Source organism: Burkholderia sp. WTPI3 (assembly GCF_021483755.1).
Lineage (GTDB): Bacteria > Pseudomonadota > Gammaproteobacteria > Burkholderiales > Burkholderiaceae > Burkholderia.
Map to the genome: position 1 here is coordinate 1 of NZ_JAGIXF010000234.1, position 584 is coordinate 584.

Consider the following 584-nt stretch of genomic DNA (forward strand, 5'->3'; position numbering starts at 1 on the left):
TGCATCTCCGGGTCACGGCTCTTCCCGGCGTTCTTCGTGGACGGCGCAGCCTCGAAGATCGTCGCATCCACCAGCGTGCCTTCCTTCATCATCAGCCCGCGCTCGCACAACTCGATGCCGATCTCGTCGAACAGCTTTCGCGTCAGTGCGTGCTCGACCAGCAGGCGCCGGAATTTCAACAGCGTGGTGGCGTCCGGCACGTTCTCGCGCGCCAGGTCGATGCCCGCGAAGGCGCGCATCGCGATGCTGTCGTAGAGCGCATCTTCAAGCCCTTCGTCCGACAACCCGTACCACTGCTGCAGCAAGTAGATCCGCAGCATCCGTTCCAGGCCAATCGGCGGCCGGCCACGCTCGCCCTTCGGGTAATACGGCCCGATCACCGACAGCAGCCGCGACCAAGGGACGACCTTCTCCATCTCGGCCAGAAAGCGTTGACGCTTGGTCACCCGCTTCTTGCCCGCACTTTCCGCTTCCGCAAAACCGATCTGCCGCTGCATCGTCGTGGGTCCGTTCCGTGAGCTTCTTTCTACAACGCCCTTGGCCTCGTCAGCGATGACCGCCAAGCCGAATTGATCAGTGTTTCC

1 pseudogene is annotated in these 584 nt (G+C 62.7%); it reads right to left on the reverse strand.

From position 1 onward, the window contains the following. Positions 1–497, reverse strand: a pseudogene (locus J7024_RS37055) (IS5-like element ISBmu23 family transposase); the annotation flags it as partial. Between the last annotated feature and the right edge of the window lie 87 nt (positions 498–584).